The sequence below is a fragment of the Cellvibrio fontiphilus genome, assembly GCF_042646205.1.
Taxonomy (GTDB): domain Bacteria; phylum Pseudomonadota; class Gammaproteobacteria; order Pseudomonadales; family Cellvibrionaceae; genus Cellvibrio; species Cellvibrio fontiphilus_A.
This window is the reverse complement of record NZ_JBHRTF010000006.1, coordinates 77,759-104,453: the sequence shown is the minus strand read 5'-3', so window position 1 is coordinate 104,453 and position 26,695 is coordinate 77,759. Positions and strand designations below refer to the sequence as shown.

The 26,695-nt window shown below is 50.4% G+C and carries 21 protein-coding genes; 8 read left to right on the top strand and 13 right to left on the bottom strand.

All coding sequences use genetic code 11. The features are described from left to right. Positions 1–6: 6 nt before the first annotated feature. Entirely contained in the window at positions 7–1,116 is a 1,110-nt protein-coding gene (gene ald, locus ACFODX_RS14220; protein WP_378120307.1) for an alanine dehydrogenase, read from the bottom strand. A gap of 181 nt (positions 1,117–1,297) precedes the next feature. Between ald and ACFODX_RS14215 the strand changes: the two genes are divergently transcribed. Next, positions 1,298–1,801 carry a hypothetical protein gene (locus ACFODX_RS14215; protein ID WP_378120305.1) on the top strand — a complete coding sequence of 168 codons (504 nt, stop codon included), beginning with the start codon at positions 1,298–1,300 and terminating at the stop codon, positions 1,799–1,801. A gap of 8 nt (positions 1,802–1,809) precedes the next feature. On the opposite strand, the gene ttcA is transcribed toward ACFODX_RS14215, so the two are convergent. Then, on the bottom strand, positions 1,810–2,712 hold the full coding sequence (ttcA, locus tag ACFODX_RS14210) for a tRNA 2-thiocytidine(32) synthetase TtcA (RefSeq protein WP_378120303.1): 903 nt from the start codon (positions 2,710–2,712) through the stop codon (positions 1,810–1,812). Positions 2,713–2,974: 262 nt separating this feature from the next. Here ttcA and ACFODX_RS14205 point away from each other — a divergent pair, with 262 nt between their 5' ends. From ACFODX_RS14205 to bioA, 3 genes are all read left to right on the top strand, one after another. Next, positions 2,975–3,799, top strand: coding sequence for a flagellar brake protein (locus ACFODX_RS14205; RefSeq protein ID WP_378120301.1), 825 nt, complete (start codon positions 2,975–2,977; stop codon positions 3,797–3,799). A 149-nt stretch (positions 3,800–3,948) separates the two neighbouring features. Beyond that, on the top strand, positions 3,949–5,520 hold the full coding sequence (locus tag ACFODX_RS14200; RefSeq protein WP_378120299.1) for a methyl-accepting chemotaxis protein: 1,572 nt from the start codon (positions 3,949–3,951) through the stop codon (positions 5,518–5,520). 106 nt (positions 5,521–5,626) lie between these two features. Next, complete coding sequence (gene bioA / locus ACFODX_RS14195) at positions 5,627–6,931, top strand: adenosylmethionine--8-amino-7-oxononanoate transaminase (RefSeq protein ID WP_378121008.1); 1,305 nt, start codon at positions 5,627–5,629, stop codon at positions 6,929–6,931. A gap of 91 nt (positions 6,932–7,022) precedes the next feature. Here bioA and ACFODX_RS14190 read toward each other — a convergent pair whose 3' ends face one another. The 5 genes from ACFODX_RS14190 to adk all read right to left on the bottom strand — a co-directional run bounded on the left by ACFODX_RS14190 (position 7,023) and on the right by adk (position 12,226). Then, a complete protein-coding gene (locus ACFODX_RS14190; protein ID WP_378120297.1) occupies positions 7,023–8,030 on the bottom strand; it encodes a tryptophan--tRNA ligase in 1,008 nt (335 codons plus the stop codon). A gap of 128 nt (positions 8,031–8,158) precedes the next feature. Continuing rightward, positions 8,159–9,187, bottom strand: coding sequence for a cyclic nucleotide-binding domain-containing protein (locus ACFODX_RS14185; protein ID WP_378120295.1), 1,029 nt, complete (start codon positions 9,185–9,187; stop codon positions 8,159–8,161). A gap of 160 nt (positions 9,188–9,347) precedes the next feature. After that, on the bottom strand, positions 9,348–10,688 hold the full coding sequence (locus ACFODX_RS14180) for a M18 family aminopeptidase (RefSeq protein WP_378120293.1): 1,341 nt from the start codon (positions 10,686–10,688) through the stop codon (positions 9,348–9,350). Positions 10,689–10,714: 26 nt separating this feature from the next. Then, the gene (gene tsaB, locus ACFODX_RS14175; protein ID WP_378120290.1) at positions 10,715–11,443 is read right to left on the bottom strand and encodes a tRNA (adenosine(37)-N6)-threonylcarbamoyltransferase complex dimerization subunit type 1 TsaB; all 729 of its coding nucleotides are present in this window, start codon (positions 11,441–11,443) and stop codon (positions 10,715–10,717) included. Positions 11,444–11,572: 129 nt separating this feature from the next. Continuing rightward, entirely contained in the window at positions 11,573–12,226 is a 654-nt protein-coding gene (adk, locus tag ACFODX_RS14170; protein ID WP_378120288.1) for an adenylate kinase, read from the bottom strand. 283 nt (positions 12,227–12,509) lie between these two features. Between adk and ACFODX_RS14165 the strand changes: the two genes are divergently transcribed. After that, on the top strand, positions 12,510–12,980 hold the full coding sequence (locus ACFODX_RS14165; protein WP_324259076.1) for an Lrp/AsnC family transcriptional regulator: 471 nt from the start codon (positions 12,510–12,512) through the stop codon (positions 12,978–12,980). 37 nt (positions 12,981–13,017) lie between these two features. Here ACFODX_RS14165 and ACFODX_RS14160 read toward each other — a convergent pair whose 3' ends face one another. From ACFODX_RS14160 to ACFODX_RS14150, 3 genes are all read right to left on the bottom strand, one after another. Continuing rightward, entirely contained in the window at positions 13,018–14,655 is a 1,638-nt protein-coding gene (locus ACFODX_RS14160) for a methyl-accepting chemotaxis protein (RefSeq protein ID WP_378120286.1), read from the bottom strand. Between the two features lie 137 nt (positions 14,656–14,792). After that, complete coding sequence (locus tag ACFODX_RS14155) at positions 14,793–16,247, bottom strand: NAD-dependent succinate-semialdehyde dehydrogenase (RefSeq protein ID WP_378120284.1); 1,455 nt, start codon at positions 16,245–16,247, stop codon at positions 14,793–14,795. Then, positions 16,244–17,998, bottom strand: a complete 1,755-nt coding sequence (locus ACFODX_RS14150; protein WP_378120281.1) for a potassium/proton antiporter — start codon at positions 17,996–17,998, stop codon at positions 16,244–16,246. Before ACFODX_RS14150 ends, ACFODX_RS14155 begins: the two co-directional genes overlap by 4 nt. Before the next feature lie 212 nt (positions 17,999–18,210). Between ACFODX_RS14150 and ACFODX_RS14145 the strand changes: the two genes are divergently transcribed. Beyond that, positions 18,211–20,205: a VacB/RNase II family 3'-5' exoribonuclease gene (locus ACFODX_RS14145; protein ID WP_378120279.1), complete on the top strand. Its 1,995-nt coding sequence runs from the start codon at positions 18,211–18,213 to the stop codon at positions 20,203–20,205. A 27-nt stretch (positions 20,206–20,232) separates the two neighbouring features. Then, positions 20,233–20,697, top strand: coding sequence for an EVE domain-containing protein (locus ACFODX_RS14140; RefSeq protein ID WP_378120277.1), 465 nt, complete (start codon positions 20,233–20,235; stop codon positions 20,695–20,697). A 77-nt stretch (positions 20,698–20,774) separates the two neighbouring features. On the opposite strand, the gene ACFODX_RS14135 is transcribed toward ACFODX_RS14140, so the two are convergent. Continuing rightward, positions 20,775–22,334 (bottom strand): succinylglutamate desuccinylase/aspartoacylase family protein, encoded by a 1,560-nt coding sequence (locus ACFODX_RS14135; RefSeq protein WP_378120275.1) that lies wholly within the window; start codon positions 22,332–22,334, stop codon positions 20,775–20,777. A gap of 113 nt (positions 22,335–22,447) precedes the next feature. Between ACFODX_RS14135 and ACFODX_RS14130 the strand changes: the two genes are divergently transcribed. Next, positions 22,448–23,467 (top strand): acyltransferase family protein, encoded by a 1,020-nt coding sequence (locus tag ACFODX_RS14130; RefSeq protein WP_378120273.1) that lies wholly within the window; start codon positions 22,448–22,450, stop codon positions 23,465–23,467. Positions 23,468–23,528: 61 nt separating this feature from the next. On the opposite strand, the gene guaA is transcribed toward ACFODX_RS14130, so the two are convergent. Together guaA and guaB are read right to left on the bottom strand one after the other, a co-directional pair. Next, on the bottom strand, positions 23,529–25,106 hold the full coding sequence (guaA, locus tag ACFODX_RS14125) for a glutamine-hydrolyzing GMP synthase (protein ID WP_378120271.1): 1,578 nt from the start codon (positions 25,104–25,106) through the stop codon (positions 23,529–23,531). 105 nt (positions 25,107–25,211) lie between these two features. Continuing rightward, positions 25,212–26,687: an IMP dehydrogenase gene (gene guaB, locus ACFODX_RS14120; protein WP_378120269.1), complete on the bottom strand. Its 1,476-nt coding sequence runs from the start codon at positions 26,685–26,687 to the stop codon at positions 25,212–25,214. Positions 26,688–26,695 lie beyond the last annotated feature (8 nt).

Genomic DNA, 26,695 nt, shown 5'->3' with positions numbered 1-26,695 from the left:
AATAACCTAAAGCAACTCCGCCGCATCGCGCCAAGACATAGAAAAACTGCGGCCAACGGCGGGCTGGGTCAGCTCCCCGCGGCAAATATTCAGCGCTGCCCTGAAATCAGCATCCGAGTTAAGCGCAGCGAGGCCGGCATCGGCAAGGCGCAATATGTAACCCAGTGTGGCATTGGTCAGGCCCAGCGTTGCTGTGCGGCCTACGGCACTGGGAATATTGGCGACACAGTAGTGAATCACCCATTCCTCCACATAGGTTGGCTGATGATGGCTGGTGGGACGCGAGGTTTCAAAACATCCACCCTGATCAATTGCCACATCCACCAGCACACTGCCCTTTTCCATTTGCCCGATAAGGTGGCGAGACAGCAAACGCGGAGCGCTGGCACCGGCATTTAACACGCTACCGATAATCAAGTCGGCCTGCAGCGCCGCGGCGTTGATCCGCTCCTGAGTGGCGAATTCACAGACTACCCTGCCGCGCCAAAGGTCATCCAACTGGCGCAACCGGGGAAGGGATTTATCCATAATTCGCACCTGCGCCCCCAAGCCCACCGCCATAGCAGCCGCATTGGCCCCCACCACACCACCACCCAGAATCAGTACATTGGCTGGCGCAACGCCGGGGATTCCCCCCAACAATATGCCCTTGCCACCTTGCGCCATTTGCAGGTGGTGCGCGCCCGCCTGCACCGCTACCCGTCCGGCAATTTCTGACATAGGTGCCAGCAGTGGCAAACGCCCGCTGTGATCAGTCAGGGTTTCATAGGCAAGACAACTGGCGCCAGAGGCGAGCAGTGCCTCGGTAAGCGACTGGCTGGCAGCGAGGTGCAGGTAGGTAAACAACAGATGGTCTGGCCGCAGTAGTGAATATTCTTCCGGCTGCGGCTCTTTGACTTTAACGATTAGCCTTGCGCCTGCGTATAACTCTGGGAGGCTGGCAACTATTTGGGCACCAGCTGCCAAATAGTGGTCATCGGTGAAGCCAGAGGCTGCACCAGCACCGGTCATCACCAGCAGCTGATGCCCACGCTGTACCAGCTCAGCAGCACCTGAAGGAGTCAGTGCCACGCGGTTTTCACCGGGTTTTATCTCTTTGGGGATACCAATTCGCATAAACACCTCCACAGTTATAAGGGGAGTATAGCGAAGGGCTGGCGTGCGGTGATTGGATTAAAAAACAGGCAAATTGGCCTGAGTTATGCTGCACTTAGGTTGTAGTGGTTTTTTGACGCCAGTTTTATCACCGTCAGTGAAGCAATGAAGTGCTGACTGATTAAGGCGTAACGAGGTAGCTATGGGCATCTGTGTCAATGAATTAAGTGAATGGATTATCAAACCCAGCCTGGAGGCACTAGGGAACTATTCCCCACTCGCCGAGCAATTACTTCTGGCAACTGCCGCCCAGGAATCGCTGCTGGGGCTGCACTGCTACGATGGGAAAAGCGAAGGTATGGGGCTTTATCGCATCACCAAAGCCAAACATCGCGCGCTCTGGGATGGCTACCTGATCCAATTCCCCGACCTCGCCTCGCGACAGCGCGGCCTCGCCAGCCAACAGCAGTTTTTACTCGACCCCGAACGGGAGCTGATCACCAACCTGAGTTACAGCACTGGTATGGCCTGGATGATTTACCGACAGGCCGGCATTAACCCCGGAGCTGCTTGCGATCCACTCAGCATGGCGCAGCTCTGGGCGGCGTTTTTTGATAATGGCTGTGGCGCTGTAAGGAATACCGACGTGTTTCTACACAATTACCAGCAGTTAATTGCACCCTATTTACCGCGCAAAGTGGCCTGAAAAATCGGCTAGTGGATATCCAACACATCCACGTATTGCACCGCATCGGCGATGGGTTTAGTCGGCAGGCTAATACTGCAACTATCGTCCTCATCCCCTGCCGGATTCTGCTTGTTGATTTGCAAATTCATAAAATCAAACAAATTCACATCACCCAATTGTGATGGCTGGACATTGCGGATCGCCGAAAAAATGGTTTCCGTGCGGCCGGGGAACTGGCGCTCCCACTGCACCAACATATCTTTCACCACCTGACGCTGCAGGTTTTCCTGGGAGCCGCAGAGGTTGCAGGGAATAATCGGGAAGCCTTTCATCTCCGCAAAACGGGCTATGTCCTCTTCCGCGCAGTAAGCCAAGGGGCGTATCACTATGTTGCGCTTGTCGTCGGAGAGCAATTTGGGCGGCATGGCTTTTAATTTGCCGCCGAAGAACATGTTCAAAAACAGGGTTTCGATAATGTCGTCGCGGTGATGCCCGAGCGCGATTTTGGTCGCCCCTATTTCATCGGCAAACCCATAGAGAGTGCCGCGGCGCAAACGTGAGCAGAGGCCGCAAGTGGTTTTTCCCTCCGGCACCACTTCTTTCACAATGCTGTAGGTGTCGCGCTCGATGATGTGGAAAGGCACACCCAGGTCGGCCAAATACTGCGGCAGTATGTGCTCGGGAAAACCGGGTTGCTTTTGATCCATATTTACCGCCACGATTTCGAAGGAAATGGGCGCGGTTTTTTGCAAGCTGAGCAGTATGTCCAGCATGGTGTAGGAGTCTTTTCCACCAGAGAGGCATACCATTACCTTATCGCCATCCTCAATCATGCCGTAATCCACAATGGCGGAGCCGGTCAACCGACGCAAACGCTTTTGCAGCTTATTAAATTCAAGACGATCTTTGCGTTCGTGTAACTCTTTCATGGACGTGCACTCATGGCTTCAGGACAAGACATTGCCGCGACCAACCGGCGGCGGCGCGCATTGTACGGATTTTACCCGCAAGTTGAAATCAATGACCGCCAGTAGGCAAACCTTTGCCGGTTCCAGCCCAGTATCAGCTAGCGTAAAGTGGCCGCAAGCCCGTAAAGACTGGCTCATAGGCGACTGGCACAGCGCTTGCTCTACTCAGGACAAATGCCCCGCCTATTGCTGCCGGGGCGACCTGTTGCCGCGAGGAGTTTTCATGTCGTTTTTCGATAAATTCTTTAAAAAAGACCAGCGCAAAGACGCAGGCAATAACACATCAAACGCCAGTGACAGCGCCACCCGCCTAGCCGTACCCGATGAGCACCAATCGCTCTGGGACTTAAAAGACCAGCGACAATTGCTGGAGGTAAAAATTACCGGCAGCAGCCGCAGCTACCAAAGCATGATCATCGCTATCGACCAGGAGCGCGGTTTACTCTGGCTGGACGACTTGTTCCCGCAGCAGTTGATACTGGATGCGGGTGATGAGCTGTGCATACGCCACCACCGCAACACCGAAGAGCTAGTCATTTGTGCACCGGTCATCGCCCTGGGCTCCAGCTATGGCACCTCTGGCATTGCCATTGAGCTGCCGCCTTTTGCTTACTACCAACCGCGCCGTCGCTACCCGCGCTACACCATCGGCCACCAATCTCCACTGTCGGTAAAAATCCGCCCCATAGGCCAGGACCCCAGTTTTGGCACACTGCAGGATATTTCCGTTGGCGGGATGCGCATTATGGTCGCGGGCAACTTGCTGCCGCATTTGCGCCATGGTGCAACCATGCCGCTGTGCGAGGTCAACTTGAGCGATGAGCTACAGATTCGCTGTAAGGCGCGCATCTGCGCTTTCCGGATGGGCCGCAGCCCTTACCGACACACCCAAATCAGCCTTGAATTTCTTGACCTGCAGGAGGACAAACGCGCGGCCTTGGGCCGATTTCTGCGCGAGCAACAATTTAATTCCAGCCTGGAACTCGGCGCGCTACAACAACATCGCCCGGGCACCGATAAATCACGCGGACGCGCTTACGCCGCATGATCGCAATGAGCCAGAGGCATCACCCAATGACTCCGCCAGCGAATAGTCGCACTAGAGATTCGGTATTTTTGAACTAGGCTTGATTAACCAGCTGCCGTAAACACCCAAGCAGCGGCGGGGATTTCATCGACGTAACTCAGGATTTACACATGCGTAACAACGGCCATCTCACCGGTAGGGAAGTACAGCTTTCATCAAGGGATGAAATTGTCTCTTCTTCTAATCTGCGCGGCGACATTGAATTTTGCAATGATACCTTCTGCCGCATCTCCGGCTTTAGCCATGACGAATTAATCAATCAACCACACAATATTTTACGGCACCCACAGATGCCACCAGCGGCCTTTGGCATGCTGTGGGAAACCTTAAAAGCCGGCAAACCCTGGATGGGCATAGTCAAAAATCGCTGTAAAAACGGCGATCATTATTGGGTAGATGCCTACATCACCCCGCTGCGCCAAAATGGTCAAATTTATGGTTATGAATCGGTGCGGGCAAAAGCGGAACCACACCTAATCAAGCGCGCCGAAGCGGTTTACGCGCGAATCAACCAAGGTAAAGCGCCCTACTCCGCCGCTGAAAAATATTGGAGCCAGTACGGCAATAGTGCGATTGTTGCTGCTGTCAGCTGGGTATTGTTGTTAGTCGCCAGTGGTTTTCTTGGCAATCTGTCGGCTGGAGTTGCGCTAACCAGCCTGGTTTTGGGTGTATTATTCGGGGGCGTGGCGCATACGCTGCAACAAAGCCGCATCGCTCAAGCGCTACAGGAGGCTCGCGCTACTATTAACGATCCATTTGCAGCCTACATCTACACAGGCCGCTGTGATGCTATGGGGGAAATCGAACTGGCACAGCATGCGATTAAATCGCGCCTGCGCACCGCCCTTGGCCGTTTTGGTGAATCAGCAAAAGAACTACAACACAAAGCTGAAGCCGCGCATCATCACGCCAGTAAGACCTATGAAGGCATGACTGCGCAGCAACGCGAAACAGCCGGTGTGGCGGCCGCCATGCAACAAATGGCACAAGCGGTTCAGGAAGTGGCCAGCGGTGCCAATCAGACATCCATCGCCACTGGCACCGCGATTGATGAAGTGGAAAAAGGCAATCAGGTAATTGAGGGTGCACGCACAGCTATTGATGATTTATCCAAAACAGTTGCCAACCTTGGCAATGTGCTGAACAAACTCAGCGAGGACAGCAGCAAAATCGCCAGCGTCGTTGATGTGATTCGCGGTATCGCCGAGCAAACCAATTTGTTGGCACTGAACGCGGCGATTGAAGCGGCGCGAGCCGGTGAACAGGGGCGTGGATTTGCGGTAGTAGCAGATGAAGTTCGCTCACTTGCCCAGCGCACTCAGGAATCCACTGGTGATATCCAACAAATTATTGGCAATTTGGGTAAGGCGACCGATGACGCCAGCGTCAATATGAAAAATTGTTTGAATCTGGCTGACCGCAGCGTGTTGGAAATGAACAATGTGCGCGCCGCGCTGGATTCCATCTCGCAATCGGTAAATACCATCGATCAAATGTCACACCAAATTGCCACTGCAGCCGAGGAGCAGTCCTCGATGGCCTTGGAAATTGAACGCAACACCCAAACGATTGCGCAAATTTCTGATCAAACCCAGCAGGAAGTCAGCATCGCCGATGGGCTTAACAGCGAAATGGACAAGCTATCGCATAAGCAGTTGGATTTGATTGTCCGCTTTAATTAATGCGGCACTTCACTTCGGCGAAATAGATTCAGATTTTTGAAACTTTTTTCGCTAAAGTGGAGCCACATTGTTTAGCATTATCGGCATGCCGGTTTTGGACTTTCTCATGATATACAACCATCAAATTGCCCCACAGGATCTACTCCGCCTGGATCGCGAACACGTCTGGCACCCCTATACCGATTTCACCAATCCCGGTTTGATTACACCCATCACCCGCGCGCAAGGAGTGGAATTACAACTCGCCGATGGCCGCGTATTAATTGACGGCATGTCCTCTTGGTGGGCAGCGGTGCATGGTTACAATCACCCGGTACTGAATCAGGCAGTGATTGATCAACTCGGCAAAATTGCCCATGTGATGTTTGCCGGTATAACCCACGAACCTGCGGTTAAACTTGCAGCAACTCTCGCCCGCATTACGCCACAAGGTTTAAATAAAGTTTTCTTTTCTGATTCAGGTTCAGTGGCAGTAGAAATAGCGCTGAAAATGGCGCTGCAGTACTGGCACGCCCAGGGCCAGGCCCAGCGCACCATGTTTTTAACCTTAAAACGCGGCTATCACGGCGACACCTTCGGCGCCATGTCGGTGTGCGACCCGCATTCGGGCATGCACCATTTATTTCATCACACCCTGGCGCATCATTTATTTGCTGAAGCACCGACCTGCGGATTTGATGACACCTTTCAAGAGAGTCACATCGCCAAATTTGCCCAGCTAATTCAACAACATCGCCAAAAAATCGCAGCGGTTATTTTGGAACCTATAGTCCAAGGGGCTGGAGGGATGCGCTTTTACTCGCCGGAATATTTGCGCCGGGTGAGAGAGCTGTGCGACAAGCACGAAATTTTGCTGATAGTTGATGAAATTGCGACAGGCTTCGGGCGTACCGGGAAATTATTTGCGTGTGAGCATGCCGGTATAAGCCCGGACATTATGTGTTTGGGTAAAGCACTCAGCGGCGGTTACATCACCCTTGCAGCAACACTGTGCAATGACAAAGTCAGTAACGGCATTGCCAGCGGCGACAATCCGGCTTTTATGCATGGGCCTACCTATATGGCCAACCCCCTCGCCTGCGCTGTTGCCAATGCGAGCATTGAATTACTGCTCAGCACTAATTGGCAGGAACGCGTTGCGGCCATAAGCCAGCAAATGCGCGACGAATTAGCACCTTGCAAGGATTTTTCCTACGTAAAAGACGTTCGCACTCTGGGCGCTATTGGCGTAGTGGAATTACATGAGCCAGTAAACACAGCGCAACTAATGCCGCTATTTATCGAACAAGGTGTTTGGGTTAGGCCTTTCGGCCATATTATTTATTTGATGCCGCCATTTATTATTAACCCGGAGCAACTTAGTCGATTGACTTCTGCAGTATTAAAAGTCGTTTCTGCTCTCGCAGACTGAGTGTAATTTTTTAACATCAAAAATAAAAACGCCCGCGTATATCCCAAAAAATACGCGGGCGTTTTTATTACCAAGTGTTCACTAGCGCACTTTATTTTATCTTGCGAATCCCAACTGCCTCACGCACTTTTTCCAACATAGGCTTGCTGTAGGCGCGCGCTTTTTCTGCACCTTGCTGCAACACTTCCTCGATATGCGCAGGGTTGGCAAGCAGCGCTTCATATTTCTCGCGCGCCTCCGCCAACTGACTGTTAATTAATTCAAACAACTGCCGTTTGGCTTCACCCCAAGCTATACCATCAGCAAATTGCTGACGCATTTCTGCCGTTTGCTCCGGGGTAGCAAAGGCTTGCCAAATTTGGAATACCGGTGAAGTATCCGGATCTTTCGCCTGACCTGGCTCAAGCAAGTTAGTGAGAATTTTATTGATGGATTTTTTTAGTTGTTTTTCTGGCAAAAATAACGGGATGGTATTGCCGTAGCTCTTGCTCATCTTGCGCCCGTCCAAACCTTGCAATACTGCCACACTGTCATCGACCAAAGCCTCCGGCAATACAAAATGCTCGCCGTAGTGGTGGTTGAAACGACCGGCAATATCGCGCGCCATTTCAATGTGTTGAATCTGATCGCGACCTACCGGCACCTTGTGCGCATTGAACATCAAAATATCCGCAGCCATCAAAATCGGGTAGGAATACAAACCCATGGTAATAGCAAAATCCGGATCTTCACCTGCCGCAACATTGGCATCCACCGATGCTTTATAGGCATGTGCACGATTCATTAAACCTTTGGCCGCCATACAAGTCAGCATCCAACAGAGTTCGGGAATTTCAGGCACATCGGACTGGCGATAAAAAATAGCGTTGTTGACATCCAGGCCCAAGGCGAGCCAGGTGGCGGCAATCTCGCGCGTTGATTGATGAACCAGTTCAGGCTCCTGGCATTTGATCAACGCATGAAAATCAGCAAGGAAATAAAAGGATTGTACATCCGCACGCTGGCTGGCCTGGATGGCCGGGCGAATCGCGCCCACATAGTTGCCCAAATGCGGGGTGCCCGTGGTGGTAATGCCGGTTAAAACACGTTGCTTGCTCATGGTGCCCTATCTGTTATTTATCAAAATATTCACAGGAAAATTCAGGGCGCCATCATACAGGCTAGCGAAACGCCCAGCCAGCATAGTCGGAACCGGGCGAGCGCACGGGACTACAGCGTTAATCAGCGTCAAATCCCGTGGTAACAGGCTTCGGCGTCGCGCAGCACATAACAATCAAAACCCGCCTGGTTTAACAAATGCGCTGCGACGTGACAGCGACGACCAGAATCGTCAGTCACCAAATAAACATTATTAAAATCGAGATTTTTTAAATGATTACGCAGTTGGTTGAGCGGAATATTTTGACTGCCCGGAACCGCTTGCATACGACGCTCAAGAGGCAGGCGCACGTCAATGATTTGATAAGGCGCAGCATCGGACGGACGATTGCGCAACTCTTCAGCACTCATATAACGCAGCACCGGCTCCTGCAAAAGTTCACGAAAATCCTCCTTGTTCAAGCGCATCACCTTGCCCGGCGTCAGCATTTTTACTGTGGCATTGCGCGTGGTTTCACCCACCAGCGCCTCCTCGCCAAAATAATTACCGGGGCGCAGCGCCGCAAGAATTTTCCCCGCCGGATCAATTACCGTAGCGCTGCCGGATTCCAACACATAGAAAAATTCACCGCGCTCGCCTTGTTTAATGACTATTTCATCGGCCTGAACTTTTTGCGCCACAAAACGGATGAACAGCTGACGGATATTGGCAGGTGGCAAACGGCTAAACAGTGGTGACTGCAAAAGCGACGACATCCAATCGTTATCATCATGCAAGCTCACTCCTGGAATCTCTACCTCTTCGTCGCTGGATTCACTCCAGGCAAGCACCAGATCGAGAAAATCACTGTCGACCGCCAGTAGTGTCACGTCGGATTTTGCGACCGCAGACACTTGAGTCGGCTGGGTGATATTCAATGGAGAGCGACGTGATTCGCTCGCAGGGTTAATGGTGCTGACTTGAAAAGCAGAGTCGATCAAGTCAACCGTACCGCCAACAAGGTATACCTTCTCGGGAAATGGGCGGCCGCGCTTGAAAATAATCGTGCCCTTGGGCACATCGCGCAGCGAGGCCTTCTCGGCAACCTGAATTAGATACTCATGGCTGAGCGTATTGAAGGGCGCAAAAGAAGCTAATACATCAAGGCTAATCGCCATGGGGAAACTCCATTAACACAGCAGTGAATAATAAAACCCGATGCTAATGGAGGTATTTCATCGGGAAAGCGGCGCGATTATAAGCGTAGCCCTTGGGCTTGGCGCAGACTTGTCCCTAGTCTTTGTACTGGGTCACAGCACAGATGAGAGCGATGGCGCGTCAACGACTGCTTAGCAAGGCCATCGGCGGCTTGGCGTAACAGAAATACACCACCACCGCGCGGTATAAATTCCAGGCATCCTGTACTCCAGCCAACTCGCGAATGGAATGCATGGCGAAGGTTGGGCAACCAACATCAATTGTTTTTACACCGACTTCAGAGGCGACTACCGGGCCGATAGTACTGCCGCATCCCATGTCAGTGCGCGCCACAAAGGCCTGCACCGGCACATCAGCCGTTTCGCAAAGCAGACGGAAAAATGCACTGGTTTCGCTGGTAGTCGCGTAACGCTGATTAGCGTTGACCTTGATAACCGGGCCACGATTCAGCAATGGGCCATGATTCTCGTCATGTTTATCCATAAAATTGGGGTGAACACCATGAGCATTGTCCGCTGAAATCATCATCGAACGCTCGATAACACGAATGCGCGATTCGGTTTCGGGCAGCAATCGCATCAAAAATTGCTCCAGCATCGGCCCTTTGGCACCACAACAGGAGGCACTGCCTACCTCTTCGTGATCGGTGCAGATCAGCAAGCTGGATACCTGATCATCCGCCTCCAACAGCGCTTGCATGCCCACATAACAGCTAAGCAAGTTATCCAGACGGGCACTGGCAATAAAATCCTGCTCCAAGCCAACCAAAGCGGGCGGCTGGGTGTCGTAAAGGCTTATTTCATAATCCAATACCTGGCTCACCGGCAGCTGTGGCTGGCTGGCTTGCAGCTCCGCGTGCAGAAGACTGCGAAAATCCGGCAGCACGCTATCCTCAGTGGGCAACTGCAATATCAGCGGCACTATGTCTTTTTGTGCATTGATAGAACGGTTGTTATTGGCATCGCGATCCAAATGAATAGCAAGGCTCGGCACGATTGCAACGGGGCGCTTGAAATCCACCAGTGCACTGGCCATCTGCCCGGACTCATCGCGATAAGTTACGCGGCCGGCCATGGATAGATCACGGTCATACCAGGGAGCCAATAAAGCACCGCCATACACTTCCACTCCCAACTGGAAATAGCCGCGACGGTTTAACTCGGCGCGAGGTTTTACCTTAAGGCAAGGACTATCAGTGTGAGCGCCCAGCATACGAATCCCGCTGTCCAACAAATCTGAACGACCATAGATGAAAGCAATGATAGAGGAATCATTGCGGGTAACCAGGTAGCGCTTGCCTGGCACTAATTGCCACGAATCCGCCTCATTCAATTGCTCAAATCCGGCTGCTAAAAAACACTCAGCCAGATTGCGTGTTGCATGAAATGGAGTGGGAGATGCTTGCAGGAACTTAAGCAGGCCAAGGTTAAACCCGGATTGGGTATAGACAGCAGAACTCATAAGGTCACCAAAAATTTGTTCGCAGGTTATTTCACTAACAAGTCATGAGTATCGCGAATACGCTGGCGCTTTTGCCAGGAGACGGTATCGCGCAGGTACACAGGCTCTGCTTCAAGTACATTTATCGCCGCCCCTTCTTGCCATAAACGAGCGGCAATCAAGGCCATATCTTCCGCCGAGGGATGTACATCCAAAATCAGCGATTGCGGTGCAAGTTTTTGTAGCGACGGGTAGTGCCAACCAGGCCCAACAGCAGCAAAACCACCCGGTATAACCGGTAAAACCTGCTCAACCAGCAGTTCTGGATTTATCACCACTTCATCGACCATAGGTTCCAGAAGCCCAGCGGCTTGCCCAGTGGGTTGATAGGCACACCAGTAGATTTCATTCATCCGCGCGTCCAATGCAACCATCACCGGCTGTTTGCTGGTTGGGTTATTACGGTAAAAACCCAGCGCCATTGCCTCCAGGGTAGATACCGGAATAACCGGAAGATTCGCCCCAAAAGCTAAACCTTGCACTATACCTATGCAAATACGTAAGCCAGTAAATGAGCCTGGGCCACGCCCAAACGCAATAGCATCCAAATCCGTTAACCCAATTCCATGTCCGGCCAATAGCTCATCCACCATGGGCAAAAGCCGCTGGGTATGGCTTTTGGCCGCAAGTTCAAAGCTGGAACTCAACTCGCCATTCGCATATAGCGCCACAGAACAAGCATCGGTTGATGAATCGAGGGCTAGAATAACTGCCATAAAACGCGACCCTTGCAGTAAACCAATAAAAATCAGCGATAAGATAGGAAGCAGCTGTTTGACCTGACAGCAAAAACGGCAGGCAAAAAAATAGGCTCCGGAGAGCCTATTATGAACGCTAAAGCGCGATTAACCCAAGACAGTCAACAGCTGCTGACGAATAGAATCAACGCTACCTATACCACTGATACGAGTGTATTTAGGCACTTTGGTATTACCCGAGGCTGCAAGCTCCTGATAAAAACCCACCAAAGGCTCGGTTTGATCGTGATAAACACCCAAGCGTTTGCGCACAGTTTCTTCTGTGTCATCAGGGCGTTGGATCAGCGGCTCACCGGTCACATCATCATGACCTTCAACTTTGGGGGCGTTATAAATAATGTGATAGACACGCCCAGAAGCTTCATGCACGCGGCGACCACTCAAGCGGGAAACTATCTCTTCATCAGGAACGTGGATTTCGATCACATGATCAATATCAACACCCGCTTCCAGCATGGCTTCTGCCTGTGGAATAGTGCGAGGAAAACCGTCGAACAGGAAACCATTGGCGCAATCAGTAGAAGTAATTCGCTCTTTTACCAGTGCAATAATCAGATCATCAGGCACTAATCCACCCGAGGCCATTATATCCTTTGCCTGTAAACCAAGAGGTGTACCGGCTTTTACGGCGGCACGCAGCATATCGCCAGTGGAGATTTGGGGAATGCCAAATTTCTCCATAATCAGTTGCGCTTGAGTCCCCTTACCCGCACCTGGCGCGCCCAACAAAATCACTCTCATCTCGGATTGCTCCTCAGCATTATTTTTTATCGCGACGGCATCAAACACCCTACGCGAACAGCGACACAAAAGTGCCTGACAAAAGAGGCGATACGATACACGCCCATGACGGCAATCACAATACGCGCCCCCGAGGCCAACCTTTCGTTACCTCGCCGAACAACAGCACAACCATTGCAACAGATGCCCCCTTAGCACGATTAAAACCATCCTCATTTTATTTTCAAAACAGCGCTTTCATCCTATAATAATGCCTAATCACTCGCACCTCCGGGATAAGTATATGCCTGCCTCTATTGAACTTGATGAATATGACCGCAAAATTTTGCGTGCACTCCAAGAGAACGCTGATTACTCAATGGCTGATTTGGGCGCCATGATAGGCCTGTCTCACACCCCTTGCTGGCGCCGCCTGAAACGTCTGGAAACTGAAGGTGTGATTCGCGGAAAGGTCACCCTGCTCGATCCCAAATTATTAAATTTGGGCGTCACTGTTCACGCCTACATCACCATCAAAAATCACGATGGCAACTCACTGGAAGCATTTGAGCAAGCAGTGCAGGCGATTCCAGAGGTGGTTGAATGCTATTCAACCAGTGGTGAGAAAGATTATGTATTGCGGGTGGTAGTTGAAAGTGTTGAGCACTATGAGCGCCTGATGAAAGAGACCTTAATTCATCTACCCAATATTGGTTCAATTAACTCTGCGTTTGCGCTCAAACAAGTCAAATTCACGACCCAGCTGCCGCTTTAAAACGCGGCCTTTTACCGCCGCGTTGTGCAACCATGCATCAAACTCGGAACTGGGCTAACAACTGTCTTAATTGAATCGACAATTCATTCAGATGCTGGCTCTCCTGCGCAGTTCGGGATGCATCCTGGGCTGTATTCATCGCCAGCGAGTTGATTTGCACCAGATTCTTGTCTATCTCCGCCGTTACTGAACTCTGCTCTTCTGCTGCCGTGGCGATTTGCAACGTCATATCTGCTATTTCTTTTACTGCCGCGCCAATTCCCTTGAGTGATTGACCTGCGTCGTTTGCTGATGTTGCTGCTTCGGCAGTCATTGTAGAGCTGCTACCCATAGCCTCTACTGCACGCTGCACGCCTTGCTGTAACTGCCCCAACATCCCCTGGATATCAGCGGTAGATTGCTGCGTTCTACTGGCCAGAGTACGCACTTCGTCAGCCACCACTGCAAAACCACGCCCCTGTTCACCCGCGCGCGCAGCTTCAATCGCCGCATTCAGTGCTAACAAATTGGTTTGCTCAGCCACTCCGCGAATGACATCAATCACCGATGTTACGTTTTTGGCCTCCCCTTCTAAATGCGACATAAAATCAGCAGTTTCATTGATACGAACCGCCAACTGTTGCACTCGCTCTACTGCAATACGAATTCGCTCCTGACCACTATCGGTAATATTGGTTGCCTCGCGGGTATTTTGCGCGGTGCTACTGGTGTTACGCGCCACCTCCTGAATAGCCATACTCAATTCGTTAACGGCTGCAACCACCATAGTAATAGCCTGACATTGATCATCCGCAGCGCGCTGACTATTGCTGGAGACCTCCAGTAATGCTTCCGCCGTTTTGGAAACTTCGGCGGCATTATTCAAAACACTCGCGATGATGCGCTGCAACTTCTCCATAAAGTGATTAACGTGAGTAGCCAAATGGCCGAGTTCATCGTTAGTTTCAACAGGAACACGAATGGTCAGGTCGCCATCACCCTCGGCAATGTTTTGGATGCGATGACTAATCTGGCTCACTTGATTGGCCACAAGAACGGGTAAGAAAAATGCTGCGATCAAACTAACCAGCGCACCCGCTATCAACGACATTAATAAATAGCGCTCAGCCTCATCTTGGCTCAGGTCAATTTGACGACTAAATTCATCGACATGAGCCAAACGCTTTTCTTGTAACTGATCTATATAGGTACGCACATCATCAAATGCTGTGGCGGCTTCACCATAGGATTTTTGTAATGCCAAAGCACGGGTGTTTTCATCGGAAGCGCGCGCATCGCGCACCACCTCATTGGCCAAATCACTCCAGCGCTTGAATAAGCGAGCGAATTCGTCGCGCTCGGCTTGGGTTGAACTATTGGACAAATCCAAGGATTTATTAATTCGATCAAGGGCTTGCTGGGCGTTATCGCGCTGCTCGGCAACTAATGCATCTGCAGCCATGTCAGATTGCAACAGTGTTCGCTCGGCAACCAGTGCTTGGTATAAATCCCTATCCGCTTGAATGAGCAACTCAATTTCGGGCAGGTTAACCTTGGCGATGGTTACAGCATTTTCACCTAGTCGATGACTGGTATTCATCGAGTAGATTCCCATGTAAACCACCAACACCACCAGCAATAGCAGCGGCAACCTGATTTTCCAACGGAGATTCAACCCCTGATACCAAGCAAACATAATGCACCTCTTTGGATTTCTACATTGCAGGAACTGCTTGATATGTCGCAGGAACTGCCTGATGTAAAGTCTAGTAAAATTCGGCAGACTTGCTATTTAGTTTGGGGATTTATGATTTTTATTACCGATAACACAAATCAAAAGTTCTCATTGATGTATTTAATGTTCAAGTAATCATCCAGCCCATAAATTGAACCCTCCCGTCCCCAGCCCGATTGTTTTATGCCGCCAAAGGGCGCCATTTCATTAGAGATCAGACCGGTATTAATTGCTAACATGCCGGTTTGCAACTGCTCACCCAATCGCTGAATGCGGGCGTAATCGCGGGTAAAAACGTAAGCAGCCAAACCATAAACACTGCGATTGGCTAACTCGATCACCTGAGCTTCCTCATCAAATGCAATCAGAGCGGCAACTGGCCCAAAAATCTCTGTTTCTGCCAAGGCAGCATGGGCAGGAACCTGGGTTAATAAGGTGGGAGGATAAAAATATCCCTGTGTAGCGTTAACTGATGATTGATAGGCGACTTGCGCACCGCAGCTTATGGCCTCATCGACCAACTGCTGCACTTTTAATAGTGCTGCTGGCGAAATAAGTGGCCCGATTGTTGTTCCCTGTTCAGCACCCTTGCCAATACGTAAAGCGCGCATCGCCACCTCAAGTTTTTCACTAAAAGCGGTGTAGATATCACGCTGCACATAAAAGCGGTTGGCACAGACACAGGTTTGTCCGGCATTGCGAAATTTGGATGCTATGGCACCGGCTACCGCCGCATCCAGATCTGCATCATCAAACACTATGAAAGGTGCATTGCCCCCCAACTCCAAGGTGATGCGTTTTACATCCGCCGCACACTGTTGGATTAACAATTTGCCCACCGCCGTAGAACCGGTGAAGGAAATTTTGCGCACCAGCGGATTGCCAGTTAATTCTGCACCTATAGCTGCCGCATCACTGCCTGTCACAATATTAATTACCCCGGCAGGAATACCAGCCTCTTGGGCAAGTGCTGCAAGCGCAAGCGCCGATAGCGGTGTTTCTGCTGCAGGTTTTGCAACTAAGGTACAGCCAGCGGCCAATGCGGGAGCGAGTTTGCGGGCAAGCATCGCGTTAGGGAAATTCCATGGGGTGATCACAGCAACTACACCAACGGGCTGCTTGATAACCGATATGCGCTGATGACGAGAAGGCGCAGGAATAATATCGCCATTGATACGCTTGGCCTGCTCCGCAAACCACTCTATATAACTGGCGCCATAGGCAATTTCTGCTCTGGCTTCGGCCAGTGGCTTGCCCTGCTCAGCCGTCAGGATTTGTGCGAGTTCCTCCTGGTGCTGCATGACTAAATCAAACCAGCGCCGCAGTAAAAGGCTGCGCTCTTTAACAGGTGTTTGCGCCCAATCAACCTGCGCTTTTGCAGCGGCCTGAATCGCACGCCGTGCATCTGCTGCATCCATATCAGCAACTTGAGCGATCAGCTCACCACTCGCTGGGTCAAACACCGGAAATTGTTTGCCTGATTCAGCTTCGCACCAATCTCCGGCAATCAATGCTTGTGTGCGCAGCAGCGCTAAACCATCGGGAAAGATCATGATAAATCTGGGTCGATCGAGGATTTGGAGCGTTTTTTGGCAATGGGTTTCACACCAATCTTACGCGCTTGGTTGCCATCTACTTCAGCCACTGTCCACAACATGCCGCTCCACTCAGCGTTATCACCCACCACCAACTTGTCGCCTACCAAATGGGTGATAAGTTCATTAAGGGTTTTGTGATGTTCGTATCCTTTCATATCCAGGGAGTACAGCATTGCCAAATCATTCAGTTCGGCATCGCCCTGAATGATAAAGTCGCCAAAAAAAGTTAAATCCAAATTACGTTTGGGCGCCTGACTAAAGAGTTTACCCAGTGCGGGCAGATCGGAATCATGACCAATAACACAAAGCACATCTCCTGCCATCAGGCGGGTACTACCTGATGGATGGAGTAGTTCATGGTCGCGGAATAAGGCGGCAATACGCGTGTTTTCGGGCATATGCAGCTCACGCAATGCAGCACCTATGCACCACTTTTCGGCCCCCAATTTGTATACAAACAATTCCCACTGGCTGGTGACATGAATTTCCAGCCCTGCACGTGACATAGGTGATGGCACCGAGGGCACAACCACCCTTGCCTTACGCGCCGCCAGCCCCAGGGTAGTACCCTGTACCAGCAGCGACACCAGCACAATAAAAAAGGCAACGTTAAAAAATAATTGCGCATTAGGAAGCCCCGCCATTAAGGGGAATACCGCCAAAATAACCGGCACAGCGCCGCGCAAGCCAACCCAGGAAATAAACGTGCGCTCGCGCCAATGAAAACTGCGAAATGGCAAGAGACCAATAAATACAGACAAGGGACGCGCAAACAAAATCATCCACAAAGAAAGCAGTAACGCTGGAATCGCGATGGGCAATAAATCACTCGGCGTAAGCAACAGCCCAAGCACCAAAAACATGCCTATCTGGCTGAGCCAGGCAAGGCCATCAAACATGTGCAAAATACCGTGGCGATTGCGAATGGGGCGATTGCCCAACAGCAACCCGCAGACATAAACGGTCAAGATTCCACTGCCACCCACGGCACTGGAAATGGCATAAAGCATAATGCCGCCACTTACGGCTAACAGCGGGTAAAGGCCACCAGCAATCGAAAGTCGATTAATCAATTGCAACAACAACCAGCCGCCAGCCAACCCCAGGAGGATCCCCAAACCAAATTGCTGTATGAGACTGGTTAATACCGACCAACTAAAACTGGTCTCACCCGCCGCCAGCATCGCAATAAGGGTCACGGTTAAAAACATAGCCATAGGGTCGTTACTACCGGATTCAATCTCCAAGGTAGAACCAACCCGCTCATTCAAACCCTTGCCATTTAATAAATTAAAAACCACAGCTGCATCGGTAGAGCCAACAATCGCACCTATTAATAGGCCTTCCAGCAACGACAAATTAAATAACCAGGCAGCCGCCAACCCCGTCAGGCCGGCAGTTATAACCACGCCAACGGTTGCCAGAGACAAGGCAGGCCAAAGCGCAACGCGGAAAGTGGCTGCACGGGTACGCATACCACCATCCAGCAGGATGATGGCAAGGGCCAGGTTACTCACGAGATATGCGATTGAATAATCGTTAAAGACTATGCCGCCGGGGCCATCCACACCGGCCAGCATACCCACCCCCAGAAAGATCACCAAAATAGGTACGCCAACCCGGGTAGAGATGGAGCTCAGCAAAATACTGGCGGCAACCAGTAGCGCGCCAATTAACAATATGTTGTTGACTGTGATGACGTCCAAATAAGCAGCCCTTTCTCAGGAAGTTCAATAAAAACAAGCACTAATGGAAATCGATTGTAACCCGCCAATGCCGCAGGCTGTCAAAACAAAGCGTGAACTACAGGCGAATTTACCCAAGCTATCGCCTGCTGAATGCCTCATTTTCGTGCGACTTCAAGCCAAAAATGCAGCTATAATTCGCGCCATTACTTTCACTGATTAAGTTGTCCTTCATGCTCAATAAAGATGCTCTACAACAACTCTCGCAATTAAAGTCCAGTATTGTCGCCGCAAAAGATATAGCTCAGGGCACGGTGCGCACCACGACCAAACGTTTTGGTTTTTTAATTCTAGACGATGGACGCGAAGCATTTATCGACCCAGAGCAGATGATGCGTGTACTGCCTGACGACCGGGTTGAAGCAGAAATAAACACCAACAGCAAAGGGCAATTTGAAGCAAAACTTACTCGCCTGATTACACCCGGCCTTACCGAATTTGTCGGCAAGTATGTCAACAAGGGTTCTACCGATTTTGTTGAGCCCGATGTACCCAACTTTAATCGCTGGTTATTTATTCCGCCCTCTGAGCGCAAAGGCTATAAGGTTGGCGACTTTATCCAGTGCACTGTTGCCCGCCATCCATTTAATAGCGAAGGCAAAACCCAAATACACATTTTGCAACGCCTGGGCACAGCCGATGAGCCAGGCGTAGAGAGCCGCTACACAATCGCCAAATTCCAAATGCCGTTTGAGTGGAACGCGCCAACACAAAATCAAGCAGGTAGCATTAATTGGTCACCGCTGACCTTTGACAAAGGTGAATTGGATCTAACCCAATTGCCGTTTGTCACCATCGATTCTGAAAACACCCGCGACATGGACGATGCAATTTATATTGCTGCTACTGACGATGGTTGGGAGCTGATCACCGCCATCGCCGACCCTAGCAAACATATCGATTTTGGCAGCCCGCTCGAATTAGCTGCGCGGGCACGTGCCAGCACCCATTATCTGCTCGGCCAAACAGTAACTATGTTGCCGGTGGATTTATCGCATGACACTTATTCATTGGTGCCAGAACAAAAACGCCCCGCATTGATCTGCCGCATGCAAATTGCACGCGATGGCGCCATTAAACAATTTGAATTCGCCGAGGCGCTGATTCGCTCCCAATCAAAATTGAGTTACCAAGGTGTCTATGACGCGCTGACTGCCGAAGTATCTACACTCGGTGCGCCTGCTCATATTCACGACATGCTGGTGCAACTAAAAGATTTTGCACAGGCGCGTGCGCTTTATCGACAAACCTATGCGCTAGTCATGGAAGATCGCCCTGACTATGCATTTGTGTTGAATGATGTGAAAAAGATTGATCATATTGAAAAACGCGAACGCAATATTGCGCACCGGATGATCGAAGAAGCCATGTTGGTTACCAATATTTGTGCAGGCGAATTATTTTTGCAGCACCCGGGCTGCGGTATTTTTTCCAGCCATGTTGGCTTCCGCCCCGAGCGTTTGAATGATGCTCTTTCCCTTATTCAAGAAGACCGCCCGGATTTAACACCGGGTGATTTAACCCAACTGGATAACTTCACCCGCCTGTTTCGTGAGTTGCGCCAAAACAGTGACAACAATCCGGTAAATAGCCGTTTACATTCTCTGTTGCAGCGCATGCTACAGGCTGGCTCCCTCACTTTTGATCCTGTGGGTCACTTCGGTTTAGGGTTTAATGCCTACGCCATGGTTACCTCACCAATACGCCGCTACAACGATTTATTCAATCACATGGCAATAAAACGCATTTTGCGTGGTGAACCGCCATTGGCATTAAAAGATAAAAAACAGTTTGCCGAGCAATTACAAAACCAATTAAACAATGGTCGTCAGGCCTGCCGCTATGTTGAAAGCTGGCTGGGCTGTCACTTCGCCAATCAACACATCGGCAGCGTGCATCTCGGTAGTGTTGCGCTGGTCAATTCTTTTGGTATAGGAATTAAATTGGATGATTGGGGGCTGGATGGTTATGCACTGCTCGCACCCAAGGATGGCGAAATCAAAGCGCAATTTGATTCCCGCCGTTTAAGTTTAACCATCGAAGGCAAAACTTATCGTTTGGATGACAAGGTCCATGTACTCATCCACAGTGTTGAACTGGACAAACGCAAAATAAATCTGGAAATCATCAGCGAAGAAACCGCGCAGCGGCTGAGCGCCTGGCTCTAGCAGCGCAACATCACGGCGGGAAGTGGCATGGCAAAACAATATTGGTTGTTCAAAGCAGAACCCCATATTTATGGCATAGATCACCTCGCCGCAGCGCCTGACAAAATCGGCCGCTGGGATGGTATTCGCAATTATCAGGCGAGGAATTTTTTACGCGACCAGGTAAAACTGGGCGATGAGGTATTTATCTATCACAGCAGTTGCAAAAATGTTGGCATAGTCGGCACCGCCAAGATTATAAAAACCGCGTACCCCGACCCCACTCAATTTGATCCAGAAAGTGATTACTACGATCCAAAATCCAACCGCGAAAATCCGCGTTGGGTTTCAGTAGATATTCAACTGACTAAAATATTTACCCGACTGATTCCGCTTGCAGAACTAAAAAGCCACCCAGCGCTGGAAAATATGGTGCTGATTAAACAAAGCAGGCTTTCCACCCAACCGGTGAGCGCGCAGGAGTGGAGCACTATCCACTCTCTGTTGAAATAGTTTGCAGTAACGTTGAAGTAATTTATAAAAACAAAGGGCGCTATAAATAGCGCCCCTGTGAAAAAACAATAATTAAATTACTCGTCCGCCATGCGATCCTGGGCTTTACTCATGCCAGTTTCCGGTTCGTCTTTTTCATCGATGGGATCCAGACCTGCGTCATCGCCATCCTCTTCATCTTCTTCAACCGCGCCATCGGACATTTGACTCTCTTCAATCAAAATAGCTTCCGGCGTTTGAATACCAATGTGATAGGCCGCAAAACCGGGCAACACTACCTGATCCAGAGCCATACCAATAATTCGGCCGGTATAAGGTGACTTAATAGTAGTGCGCGCATTAGTGATAGGGTCTGTTACCGTGCCCAAAACATCATCCTCCTTTACGCGCTGGCCGAGTGTCGCCTTACTAAATAAAATTCCACTTTGGTTAGCGCGCACCCATGCCGAACGATAGTAAACAGGGGCTATACGAGTCCAACGTTTTTGTTTCCCATACATACCCATCTTGGCCAAAAGGGTATTCACGGCAGCAACGCCCTCATCCACGACACTGCTCTGTATGGCCATAGGTTCGCCAGCCTCCAGCGTTACTGCGGGAATTCCTGCACGCACCGCAGCTGCGCGCAATGAATTGGGGTTACCGCGGCTGTTCAGCACCGCTATTGCTCCAAAACTTTGCGCAAGCTTGGCAACATTTTCATCGCTCAAGTCAGCACGCAATTGCGCAAGGTTGGTGCGATGAAATGAACCCGTGTGAATATCCACAAGCGCATCACAATGCATAATTACATTGCTAAAAAAAGAGTGCGCCAAACGTGATGCAGAGCTGCCATGGGTATTGCCGGGAAAGTAACGATTCCAATCGCGACGGTCAGGCAAATAACGCGAGTTACGACGAAACCCCATGATATTGGCAACCGGCACACCAATAATTGTGCCCGTCAGATTCGCCGGCTCTATGCCATAAACGACACGACGAATCATTTCTATTCCGTTTAATTCATCACCGTGTACTGCGGCGGTCAAACACAAGGTTTTACCGGGCGTCGCACCGTTCACTACCAGAATCGGCGTTTCCTCACTGAAACCACCAACGGCAGTTTCTGAACTCCAGGTCAAACGTACCGAACTGTTGGGTTTTACTTCTTGCCCCAATATAAATTTAGAGAGAGAAATGGGCTCTGCAGCCCCATCAAGCGCAACTCCAGCTTCTATAACTTGTCCGGCCAGTGGCTGGTTATCTTGCACTAAGGGTGTTGAATCCTGCTTTCTCTGCAACGCCGGTTCGCTTGATTGGCTACTGAATGACGAAACCATACTACTTGCGAGACTTGCACTGGATGTAGACGACACGGACATAGCACTGCTTTCACTCACAGCGGACGACAGCATAGCTACCGATTCAGTGTCAGAAATTGAAGACGATGAAATGGCAGCAATGGAAGAAGCTGCCGCCAGACTGGAAGCGGATGATGGAATTTGGTTATGCTGCGCCGCTTCGAGCCCTGTATTAGTACCAACAGGGAGTGTGCGCTGATCCTGGGCTGCTAGCGGCAGAGAAAGTGCCGCTGCAAAGCATCCAACAAACAAACTAACACGCATGAAAGGGCTGGGTTTTAAAGTGTGATGACTCATAGTAGATATCTGTTGAACAAGCCGGCGTCTCATCAGTCTGGCACCTGGATATTAAAGTCGCAATTATGCAAAGAACCGTTTGGAGCACAGCGCTTGACGCTAGAAAACAAATAATGGATAAAAACAATTTCGATGGTGTCAGAATAGTTCTTGCGTTGATTGTTGTTTTTGCACATATCTCAGCACTCACAACGCTGCCTGAATTTCACTCTCTTGCAACATTCTTTGATTCAAATTTCGCCGTAAAGGGGTTCTTTGCAGTTAGTGGTTTTCTGGTGACAAAAAGTTTTGTGGGTTGCAATAGCTTGATTGAGTTTGCCGAGAAACGTTTCCGTCGCATATATCCAGCCTACACAGCCAGTCTATTACTCTGCCTTGTCATAGGCATCGCAACCTCTTCACTCGCGATAACAGAGTTTCTTTCATCACCCGAAACCATCAAATACCTGTTTGCTAATCTCGCTTTTTTAAATTTCCTTCAACCTGAACTGCCTTACGTTTTTGATGACAACCCCATGCGCGAGCTGAACGGTTCACTGTGGACAATAAAAATAGAAGTGATGCTTTATTGCTGCACGCCACTGATTGTTTATTTATTCAGCAACTGGGGAAGCTTGAAAACAACGGCAATAATTTTCGCACTCAGTGTTACATGGGTCTATTTTTTTAAATCACTTTACACCGGAAATATCGGCGAAGTGATTGCCCGGCAATTTCCCGGACAGCTCAGCTATTTTGTAGTCGGAGCCTTATTCGCAATTAACACTTACGCCATGAAAAAACTGATCTGGATAACTTTATTAAGCACATTAGGACTATTCATTTTACATGCCCCTTTGGCCAGACTACTTATCGAGCCAATAGCCTATTCATCAATAGTAATTTACTGCGCAACCAAAGCTGCGAGAAATTTTCACCTGGGGCGATATGGCGATATATCCTACGGTATTTATTTGTATCACTTCCCAATCATCCAACTATTAATACATTGGGGATTGTTTGCACTTGATCCTTGGCTTGGATTAACACTAAGCCTGATAATAACTCTTGGTGTTGCTCTACTCTCTTGGCACTTTGTTGAAAAACCTTTTCTCAAACGAAGCTCGCATTACCTTATTGCAACCAAGAGCTAGTTCCTAGTAGCGAATAGACTCGGCTGACCAAGTATTGCCCTGGCAGGTCAGCCGCTCTTAACTATTCCCACTCAATGGTCGCTGGTGGCTTGCTCGATACGTCGTAACACACGCGCGATACACCAGCAATTTCGTTGATGATTCGACCTGATACCTTCTCCAGTAGTTCATAGGGCAAATGTGCCCAGCGCGCGGTCATGAAATCGACGGTTTCTACCGCGCGCAGTGAGATTACCCACTCGTAGCGACGACCATCACCAACCACACCAACGGATTTCACCGGCAAGAACACCGCAAAGGCTTGTGAGGTTTTGTGATACCAACCGGAAGCGTGCAGCTCCTCCAAAAAGATGGCATCGGCTTCACGCAAAATATCGGCATATTCTTTTTTCACTTCACCAAGAATACGCACCCCCAAACCCGGGCCGGGGAATGGATGACGGTAAACCATGTCGTAGGGCAAGCCCAACTCCAAACCGATTGCGCGCACCTCGTCTTTGAACAATTCGCGCAGCGGTTCAACCAGTTTAAAGGCCATGTCTTCTGGCAAACCGCCCACGTTGTGGTGAGATTTAATCACGTGCGCTTTGCCAGTTTTGGCAGCGGCAGATTCAATCACATCCGGATAAATAGTGCCTTGCGCTAGCCATTTCACCTCTTTGAGCTTAGTGGCTTCCGCATCAAACACGTCGATAAACGTACCGCCGATAATTTTGCGTTTTTTCTCCGGGTCACTCTCGCCCTTGAGATTATTCAAAAACTGGTCTTGCGCATCGGCGCGAATCACATGCACGCCCATGTTTTTAGCAAACATGTCCATGACTTGATCGCCTTCGTTTTTGCGCAACAGACCGTTATCCACAAATACGCACGTCAGCTGTGAGCCAATGGCTTTGTGCAACAATGCCGCCACTACCGAGGAATCCACACCACCGGAAAGGCCGAGCAACACCTTGTCGCCACCGACTTGTTCACGCACTTTTTTGATGGCGTCTTCAACGATATTGGCGGGGGTCCAGAGCGGCTCGCAGCCACAGATTTGCAACACAAAATGTTCAAAAATGCGCTTGCCTTGCAGAGTGTGAGTCACCTCCGGGTGGAACTGCACACCAAAGAATTTTTTCGCTTCGTTGTACATGCCGGCAATCGGGCAAGAGGGCGTGGAGGCCATCAAGCTGAAACCTTCGGGCATTTTGGTGACCTTGTCGCCGTGGCTCATCCACACATCCAACAGCGCACTGCCATCGGTATCTACATGGTCTTTGATGTCGCTTAACAGCGATGACTCGCCCGCAACTTTAATTTGCGCGTAGCCAAACTCACGAATGTTGGAGCCTTCGACCAAACCACCCATTTGCATGGCCATGGTTTGCATGCCGTAACAAATGCCAAATACCGGCACACCCAAATCAAACACCGCTTGTGGTGCACGTGGCGAACCTGCAGCCGTGGTAGATTCAGGGCTGCCCGCCAGAATGATGCCTTTAGGGTTGTAGGCACGAATTTCTTCGTCGCTCATATCCCAAGCGCGAATTTCTGAGAAGACACCAATCTCACGCACACGACGCGCGATTAACTGGGTGTACTGCGAACCAAAATCGAGGATCAGGATTCGCTGTGCGTGGATATCGTGAGACATATGGGTTCCTGCTCAATAAATAAAAAGAAGATAAAAAAGAAATCGACTTAAATGAAAAACTCGGGCAGAACCCGAGTTTTTGCGATAAGACTGAAGCGAAGTAAATTAACGACCGCTAATCGGGTAGTTAGGCGCTTCTTTGGTAATTTGTACATCGTGCACATGGCTCTCACCCATGCCCGCTGCGGTTACACGCACAAATTCAGGCTTGGTGCGCATGGCTTCCAACTCTGCACAGCCGGTATAACCCATGGCTGAACGCAAACCGCCCATGAGTTGATGCACAATCGCCGCCAGTGGGCCTTTGTAGGGAACGCGCCCTTCAATGCCCTCGGGTACCAATTTTTCAGCACCGGCGCTGGCATCTTGGAAATAGCGGTCGCTAGAACCTTGTGTTTGCGCCATAGCACCCAGTGAACCCATGCCACGGTAAGCCTTGTAAGTACGACCTTGATACAGCTCTACCTCGCCCGGCGCCTCTTCGGTACCCGCAAACATAGAACCCATCATCACCGCGTGAGCACCTGCGACGACGGCTTTCGCAATATCACCTGAGTAACGAATGCCACCATCGGCGATTGCCGGAACACCGGTTCCTTTAAGCGCAGCTACCACATTGGCGATAGCAGAAATTTGCGGCACACCGACACCGCTGACGATACGGGTGGTACAAATCGAACCTGGGCCAATACCTACTTTGACCGCATCCGCACCAGCTTCAACCAGTGCGAGTGCCGCAGCGCCAGTGGCGATATTGCCGCCAATGACTTGCACCTCGGGGTATTTGGCTTTGATAGCGCGCACGCGATCCAATACGTTTTTGGAGTGACCGTGGGCAGTATCTACCACCAGCACATCCACACCGGCTTCCACCAGCGCCGCAACCCGCTCGTCGGTGTCACGACTGGTGCCCACACTGGCACCCACACGCAAGCGCCCTTCCGGGTCTTTACAGGCGTTGGGGTATTTTTCAGCCTTGTTCATGTCTTTAACGGTAATCAAGCCGGTTAGCTCAAAGTTATCGTTAACCATCAGGACTTTTTCAATGCGATGTTTGTGCAGCAAATTGCGCACTTCTTCCGGGGTAAAACCCTCTTTGACGGTCACCAGCTTTTCTTTGGGGGTCATGATACTGGAGACGCTGGCATCCAGATTGGTTTCAAAGCGTACATCGCGACCAGTCACTATGCCGACCAAATCGCCATTATGCAGTACCGGAACGCCCGATATGTTGTGCTTGCGCGTGAGCGCGATCAGATCGCGAATGGTCGCCGCTGAGTCAATGGTGATAGGGTCTTTCACCACACCGGCTTCAAATTTCTTGACCGCGCGTACTTCCGCCGCCTGGGCTTCAATGGACATATTTTTGTGGATGATCCCGATACCACCTTCCTGCGCCATGGCAATCGCCAAGCGGGATTCGGTTACGGTATCCATCGCCGCTGAAATAAGGGGGATATTTAATTGAATCTTGCGAGTCAACTGAGTCTTCAGGGAGACGTCTTTCGGGGTGACATCCGAATAACCTGGCACCAATAACACATCATCAAAGGTGAGGGCTTCTTCAGCAATTCGCAACATAGCATCCA